We start from the raw sequence: 6,457 nt of genomic DNA, 5'->3' as shown, positions 1-6,457 counted from the left end.
GGGCGACGGGCCGATGAACACCAGCCCGGCCTGCTGGCAGCGGCGGGCAAATTGCGGGTTTTCCGATAGATAGCCGTAGCCGGGGTGCACGGCCTGGCAGCCGGCCTCCCGGGCCGCCTGGATGATGGCTGCCATATTCAGATAGGTTTCCGCCGGTTTAAAGCCGGGCAGGCACACTACCCGGTCGGCCAGTTCGGCCGGCAGGCTCTGCCGGTCGGCCTCCGAGCACACCAGCACACTCTCCAGGCCCAGCTCCCGGCAGGCCCGGATAATGCGCACCGCGATTTCCCCCCGGTTGGCCACCAGCACCCGGTCAAACATGCTCTTACCTCCCTTACTGGTTCCGCCTCCCCAGCGGCCCCTTTGTTCATCCCGGGCAAACGGCAGGCCAACCGCTCAGTCCTCCTCCAGCACCAGGAGCACACTGCCGTCGGCCACGGGCTGGCCGTCCTCCGCGGGAATTTCCACCACCCGCCCGGCTGCCGGCGCTTTGATCTTCTGGAAAACCTTCATGGTTTCCAGCAGGCACAGCACCTGCTTTTTCTGCACCCGGTCGCCCACTTCCACATAGGGCGGCTCCCCGGGAGCCGGCCGGCGGTAAAAAACGCCGGCAATGGGCGCGCATACCTCTATTCTGCTGCCTGCCATTGCTCATCCCTCCGCTAATCCTTTTCTACATACAGGCGCAGCAGGTTGGCCCCAAAACATTTGCCCAGGTTGTCGCTGCGCAGGGAGCGGGAAGCGCCGCCGCCCAGCGCCCCGCGCAGCACAAAGTTGAAGGCGCGGATGTTGGGCACCTCGTAGCGCACCACTTCCCCTTCCACCAGCCCGCGGAAGTGCTCCCTGACCCGCTCGGCGGTCACCTGCTCCTTGATTAACTGATAATCCTCCTCCCGGTAGGGGAAAAGGCCGATATTCACCGTGTTGCCCTTGTCGCCCGAACGGGCGTGGGCCAGTTCGGCCAGCAGCACGCGGGGCATGCTCACTCCACCTCCAGCAGCTCAATCTGCACCTGTTTTTCCACCTCCTGCCGCGGCACCAGGGCCGACCAGAGGCCGATCAGCTCGCGGGGTTTGGGGATACCCCCGGCGCCGCTGGCCGTGGGCGGACCGTTTAAGGCCAGGGGCGGCAGCAGGCGGGGCATGCGGGCGGCATCCTGCTTGCTGCGGGTACGCACGGCAATGCGCAGGCCCACTTCATTCAGGTCAGATCCGTCGCCGTGGGCCAGCGGCCCGCTGAGCGAGTTGTAGCCGATGTACTCGGTGAGAATTTCTTCAAACTGCAGCCCCAGGGCGGCAAACTGTTTGCGGATGATTTCCTCGGCCTTGCGGGCCTTGGCCAGAGCGTGGGGCCAGCTGTAGCGGATTACCGCCTCGCCCATCCACCCGTCGCTGTAACCGATGGACACTTTCAGATTTTCCGGCCGCGGCCGCCCCCGCATGCCGCTGATGCGCACCCGGTCGGGGCCGTCCGGGCTCAGCCGCGCCGCGGTAAAGTCGGCCACCACATCGGGCGTGATGTAGGCGGCCGGGTCGTGCACCTCGTAGAGCAGCTGCTCCTTGACGGTTTCCATGTCCACCCGCCCGCCCGTGCCCGGGGGTTTGGTCAGCACGGCCTGGCCATCCTGGTAAACTTCGGCCACCGGGTAGCCGATGCGCTCCAGATCCGGGATGTTCCACCAGTCGCCGCCGAAATTGCCGCCCGTGCTCTGGGCCGAACACTCCAGGAGGTGGCCCACCAGGATGCCGGCTGCCAGGCGGTCCCAGTCCTCCCAATCCCAGCCCAGCTCATACACCAGGGGCGCCAAAAAGAGCGCCGGGTCGGCGGTGCGGCCGGCAATGACCACCTGGGCCCCCATAGCCAGAGCCTGCACCAGGGGCTGCGCCCCCAAATAGGCGTTGGCAAAGAGGATGCGCTCCTCAATGCTGCTGATCTCGCCGCCGCTCTCCAGATCGCGCAGATCCACTCCCTGCTCTTGCAGCTCGCCCAGGCGGGGCAGGATGTCGTCGCCGGTGATTACGGCAATTTTCAAGCCTTTCAGCCCCATGCGGCGGGCCAGTTCGTAAACCATGCGCCCGGCCCCCGGGGGGTTGATGCCCCCGGCGTTGGTGAGGATTTTCACGCCCTTCTGGTAACAGGGCGCCAGCAGCAGCTGAAAGAACATATCCTCCACATAACCTTTGGCCGGATCCTTCTGGCGGGCCTTTTGCAGTATGGCCAGGGTCAGCTCGGCCAGAGCGTCGCCGGCCAGATACTGCACAGCGCCCTTTTGCACTACTTCCAGGGCCGGGAAGGGGGAGTCGCCCCAAAAACCCTGCCCGGCCCCAATGCGCACACTTTTCAAGCCCCTCACCCCCTGCTGATGTTTTCCCATCAAGCGCGGTACCGGCCCTGGGCCGGCCGCTCCCCTTTTTCAGGCCGGTTTTTTGTGCAGAGCCACTTTTAAAAGAGCGGTATTGCACACTTCCCCGCGCTGGTTTTTAATCTCCTGTTTGATGGTGACCACGCCGAAATTGCCCTTGTCCGCTTTATCCAGCACCTCGGCTTCCACATGCAGAGTGTCGCCGATGAAGGTGGGGGCGGTGAAGCGCACTTTTTCCATGCCGTAAAAGGCCAGCACTACACCGGGTTTCATGGGAATCATTCCCGTGGCCACACTGAGCACCAGCATGCCGTGGGCCACGCGCTGGCCGAAGACGCTGCCGGCGGCGTATTCTTTGTCGCAGTGCAGCGGGTACCAGTCGCCGCTGAAGGCGGCAAAGAGGACAATGTCGGCCTCGGTGATGGTGCGGCCCCGGGACACCGCCCGGTCGCCCACGTTGATCTCGTCGAAATATTTGTCCAGCATGCGCATCGCTCCTTTCCTAGCCATTAACCAGCCGGGCGGCAATGATTTCGCGCATAATTTCCGTGGTCCCGCCGCCTATGGTGCCCACCCGGGCGTCCCGCCACAGGCGCTGCACGGGATACTCCATCATGTAGCCGTAGCCGCCGTGGATCTGCAGGGCCTCGTCGGCCACATAACAGGCGGTTTCACAGGCGTAGTTCTTGGCCATGGCCACGGCGGTGACGGCATCCTGGCCCGAGACGAACAGGGCCAGGGCGTGATAGGTGAGGCAGCGGGCGGTTTCGGTGCGGGCGGCCATTTCGGCCAGGCGGTGGCGGATGGCCTGGAATTTGCTCAGGGGCCGGCCGAACTGCACCCGCTGCTGGGCATATCTGAGGGCCTCCTCCAGAGCCAGCTGCGCCCCCACCACGCCGCCCAGGGCCATGCTCAGCCGCTCCCAGACGAAGTTCTGCATCAGGTAGTAAAAGCCCAGGTTTTCCTGCCCCACCAGATTGCCCCGGGGTACCCGGCAGTCCTCAAAGACCAGCTCGGCGGTATCCGAAGTGTGCCAGCCCAGTTTATCCAGCTTGCGCACCACGCTAAATCCCGGCGTGCCCTTTTCCACCACCAGCAGGCTGATGCCGTTCTTGCCGGCCGCCGGGTCGGTTTTCACCGCGGCCACCACATAGTCAGCCCGCACGCCGTTGGTGATGAACACCTTGCTGCCGTTGACCAGGTAGTAATCCCCCTCCCGCCGGGCGGTGGTCTGGAGGGAAGCCACATCCGATCCCGCGTTGGGCTCGGTGACGGCCAGAGCCCCGATTTTTTCTCCCCGGATGGTGGGGGGCAAAAAGCGCTCTTTGAGCTCCGGACTGCCAAATTTGTAGATCTGGGGCGCGGCAATGCCCGTGCTGGCCACCAGCCCGGCCGCCACACCGGCCGAGCCGCAGCGGTACACTTCTTCCACAAACACCGCCCCGGCCAGGTAGTCCTCCCCGCTGCCGCCGTATTCCTCGGGAAAGGTCAGGCCCAGAAAACCCAGCTCCCCGGCCCGGGCAAAAAGCTCCCGGGGGAATTCGCCCTTTTCTTCCCACTCCGGCACACGGGGTTTTACTTCCTTTTCCACCCAGCTGCGCACACTGCGGCGCAGCAATTCATGCTCCTCCTGAAACAGCCAGTGAGCCACAGCCCATCGCCTCCTTAATCATCTGACTTCACCTGGCGCCCCGGTTCATTGTCCCCACCGCCCGCCGGCAGGAAACAGCCGGGTCTCCTCTACAGGCCCAGCGATTTAGAAATAATCTCCAGCATAATTTCGTCCGTACCCCCGCCAATGCGGTTGAGGCGGGAGTCGCGCCAGGCCCGCTGCACATCGTATTCCATCATGTAGCCGTAACCGCCGTGGATCTGCAGGGCGGTATCGGCCACCCGGTAGCTTGTGCGGGCGCAAATCAGCTTGGCCATGGCAATCTCCTGCACCGGGTACTGCCCGGCCGCATATTTGCGGGCGGTGGAGTAGACCAGCTGGCGGGCCGCTTCAATTTCGGTGGCCATCTCGGCCAGGCGGTGGGCGATCACCTGGAATTTGACCAGCGGCCGGCCGAACTGGCTGCGCTGGCGGGCATACTCCAGGGTTTTTTCCAGGGTGCGCTGGGCCCCGGCCACGGCGCAGGCCATGCCCATCAGGCGTTCGCCCTGCAGTTCCCACATGATCTGGTGAAAGCCGCGGTTCTCCTGGCCCAGCAGGTTTTCCACCGGCACCCGGCAGTCTTCAAACAACAGCTCGGCCGTGTCCGAACTGCGCATGCCCACCTTCTCCAGTTTCCTGGTCACATAAAAGCCGGGCGTACCCTTATCCACCAGAAAAAGCGACACCCCGTTGTAACCCAGGGCCGGGTCGGTTTTGGCCACCAGCACGATGAAGTCGGCCCGCACTCCGTTGGTAATGAAAATTTTGCGCCCGTTGATTACCCAGTGGTCGCCGTCCCGCACCGCCCGGGTTTCAATGGAAGCCACGTCCGAACCGGCATTGGGCTCGGTGATGCCCAGGCAGGCCACCTTTTGCCCCTGGATGGCTGGAATGAGGTACTTTTGGATCTGCTCCTCGGTACCGAACTGCATGATGGGCGGCGTGGCCATGTCGGTCTGCACGGCCACGGCCATGGCCAGGGCCCCGCAGCCGCTGCGCGCCAGTTCCTCGGCCAGCACAATACCCATGAAGTAGTCGCCTCCGGCCCCGCCGTATTTCTCCGGATAGCGCAGGCCCAAAAAACCCAGCTCGCCCAAGCGGGGGAAAACCCAGTCGGCAAAGTAGCCCTGCTTTTCCCATTCCTCCACATGGGGGACGATTTCTTTTTCCACAAATTTGCGGATGGTCTGCCGCACCTGCTGGTGCTCTTCCGTGAAAACCGAGTAATTCATCTGCACACCCCTCTTCAAACCGGCACGGCCTGCCGGTAAGCAAACTTTTTCCGTGCACCTAGCGCCCCTTCCACTCGGGCGGCCGCTTTTGCAGGAAGGCCATGGCCCCTTCCCGCAAGTCTTCACTTAAGAAATCAATCACCCGCAGCGTGTTCAGATAATCCATGGCCTGATTTATCTCCATGTCCAGGGCGGTGCGGTAGGCGTTCAGCCCCAGCCGCAGCACCAGCGGACTGAAGCCGGCCACCCGGGCAGCCAGTTCCCGGTAGCCGTCAACAAACCGCTCGGCGGGGAAAACCTCGTGCACCAGCCCTATCTCACAGGCCTGCCGGGCGGAAAGCAGCCGCCCGGTGAGGGCCATCTCCAGGGCCCGGCGCGGCCCCACCGCCCGCATCAGCAGGGGAAAAATGACAAAGGGAAACATGCCCACCCTGACCTCGGGCGTACCTAAAAGGGCGGTTTCGCTGGCCACCGCCAGATGACACATGGCCACCAGTCCGCAGCCCCCGCCCAGAGCCGGCCCGTTCACCGCAGCAATCAAGGGCTTGGAAAGGCGCAGCCCCATTTGAAACAGCTCGCTGGAAACCGCCCCTTCCCGGTGCAGCTCCGGCGCGCTTTTAGTGGCCATGGTGGCAAAATCGGCCAGGTCCCCGCCGGCACAAAAGGCCTCACCCCGCCCGGTCAGCACCACCGCCCCCACGCTCGCATCAGCATCGGCCTCTTTGAGGGCGCTCACCAGCTCTGCCGCCAGCTGCTCGCTGAGGGCGTTTTTCTTGCCCGGCCGGTCCAGGTACAACACCCGCACCCGCCCCTCCTGCTCCACACTCAATTGGGTATAAGCCATACCCCCATCCTCCTTTGGCCCGCCGGTTGGCCGGTTAACCGGCCGGTGATCCACCGGCGGATGGTTCAACTCGCGACCCTTTCACACTGCCCGACCTGTTGTAAACGCGTAGGACAGAAATTGACTCGTGGGTTGAAATTTAACTAATTGCATTGTATGATATTCCTAGTGAATATTCAATATATTTAAAAAATTTATAAACAAAAGGATCCACCTGATCAGACAGCCAATACATTTTGTATTATGTAGGTAGAACAATCGCCACACTCGGCAGCTGCCGGCACCCCGGGCCGGTAACTCACCCCGGAAGCACCATTGCCGGGCAACACCAACCGTTCGGGACTACAGATCAGCACAGCAAGCGG

At 63.2% G+C, this 6,457-nt stretch carries 8 protein-coding genes; all 8 read right to left on the bottom strand.

From position 1 onward, the window contains the following. Positions 1–321 (bottom strand): biotin carboxylase N-terminal domain-containing protein (locus ACUVTU_RS09935; RefSeq protein WP_445889809.1); only part of this gene is annotated, 321 nt, incomplete at its 3' end. Positions 322–396: 75 nt separating this feature from the next. Continuing rightward, positions 397–648 carry an acetyl-CoA carboxylase gene (locus ACUVTU_RS09930; protein WP_445889808.1) on the bottom strand — a complete coding sequence of 84 codons (252 nt, stop codon included), beginning with the start codon at positions 646–648 and terminating at the stop codon, positions 397–399. Between the two features lie 14 nt (positions 649–662). Next, positions 663–980, bottom strand: a complete 318-nt coding sequence (locus ACUVTU_RS09925; protein ID WP_445889807.1) for an AtuA-related protein — start codon at positions 978–980, stop codon at positions 663–665. 2 nt (positions 981–982) lie between these two features. After that, on the bottom strand, positions 983–2,335 hold the full coding sequence (locus tag ACUVTU_RS09920) for an acyclic terpene utilization AtuA family protein (RefSeq protein ID WP_445889810.1): 1,353 nt from the start codon (positions 2,333–2,335) through the stop codon (positions 983–985). 78 nt (positions 2,336–2,413) lie between these two features. After that, positions 2,414–2,848 (bottom strand): MaoC/PaaZ C-terminal domain-containing protein, encoded by a 435-nt coding sequence (locus tag ACUVTU_RS09915; protein ID WP_445889806.1) that lies wholly within the window; start codon positions 2,846–2,848, stop codon positions 2,414–2,416. A 16-nt stretch (positions 2,849–2,864) separates the two neighbouring features. Then, on the bottom strand, positions 2,865–4,013 hold the full coding sequence (locus ACUVTU_RS09910) for an acyl-CoA dehydrogenase family protein (protein ID WP_445889805.1): 1,149 nt from the start codon (positions 4,011–4,013) through the stop codon (positions 2,865–2,867). Between the two features lie 89 nt (positions 4,014–4,102). Further along, positions 4,103–5,248 (bottom strand): acyl-CoA dehydrogenase family protein, encoded by a 1,146-nt coding sequence (locus ACUVTU_RS09905; RefSeq protein ID WP_445889804.1) that lies wholly within the window; start codon positions 5,246–5,248, stop codon positions 4,103–4,105. Between the two features lie 58 nt (positions 5,249–5,306). Next, a complete protein-coding gene (locus ACUVTU_RS09900) occupies positions 5,307–6,092 on the bottom strand; it encodes an enoyl-CoA hydratase/isomerase family protein (RefSeq protein WP_445889803.1) in 786 nt (261 codons plus the stop codon). Positions 6,093–6,457 lie beyond the last annotated feature (365 nt).

The organism is Desulfurispora sp. (assembly GCF_052744395.1).
Note: the sequence above shows the minus strand (reverse complement) of the source record. Positions and strands in the feature narration are given on the sequence as shown.

Bases quoted from the DNA above. Each gene is read 5' to 3' on its own strand.
- ACUVTU_RS09930 (WP_445889808.1), bottom strand. From the start codon at position 648: ATGGCAGGCAGCAGAATAGAGGTATGCGCGCCCATTGCCGGCGTTTTT.
- ACUVTU_RS09925 (WP_445889807.1), bottom strand. From the start codon at position 980: ATGCCCCGCGTGCTGCTGGCCGAACTGGCCCACGCCCGTTCGGGCGAC.
- ACUVTU_RS09915 (WP_445889806.1), bottom strand. From the start codon at position 2,848: ATGCTGGACAAATATTTCGACGAGATCAACGTGGGCGACCGGGCGGTG.
- ACUVTU_RS09905 (WP_445889804.1), bottom strand. From the start codon at position 5,248: ATGAATTACTCGGTTTTCACGGAAGAGCACCAGCAGGTGCGGCAGACC.
- ACUVTU_RS09900 (WP_445889803.1), bottom strand. From the start codon at position 6,092: ATGGCTTATACCCAATTGAGTGTGGAGCAGGAGGGGCGGGTGCGGGTG.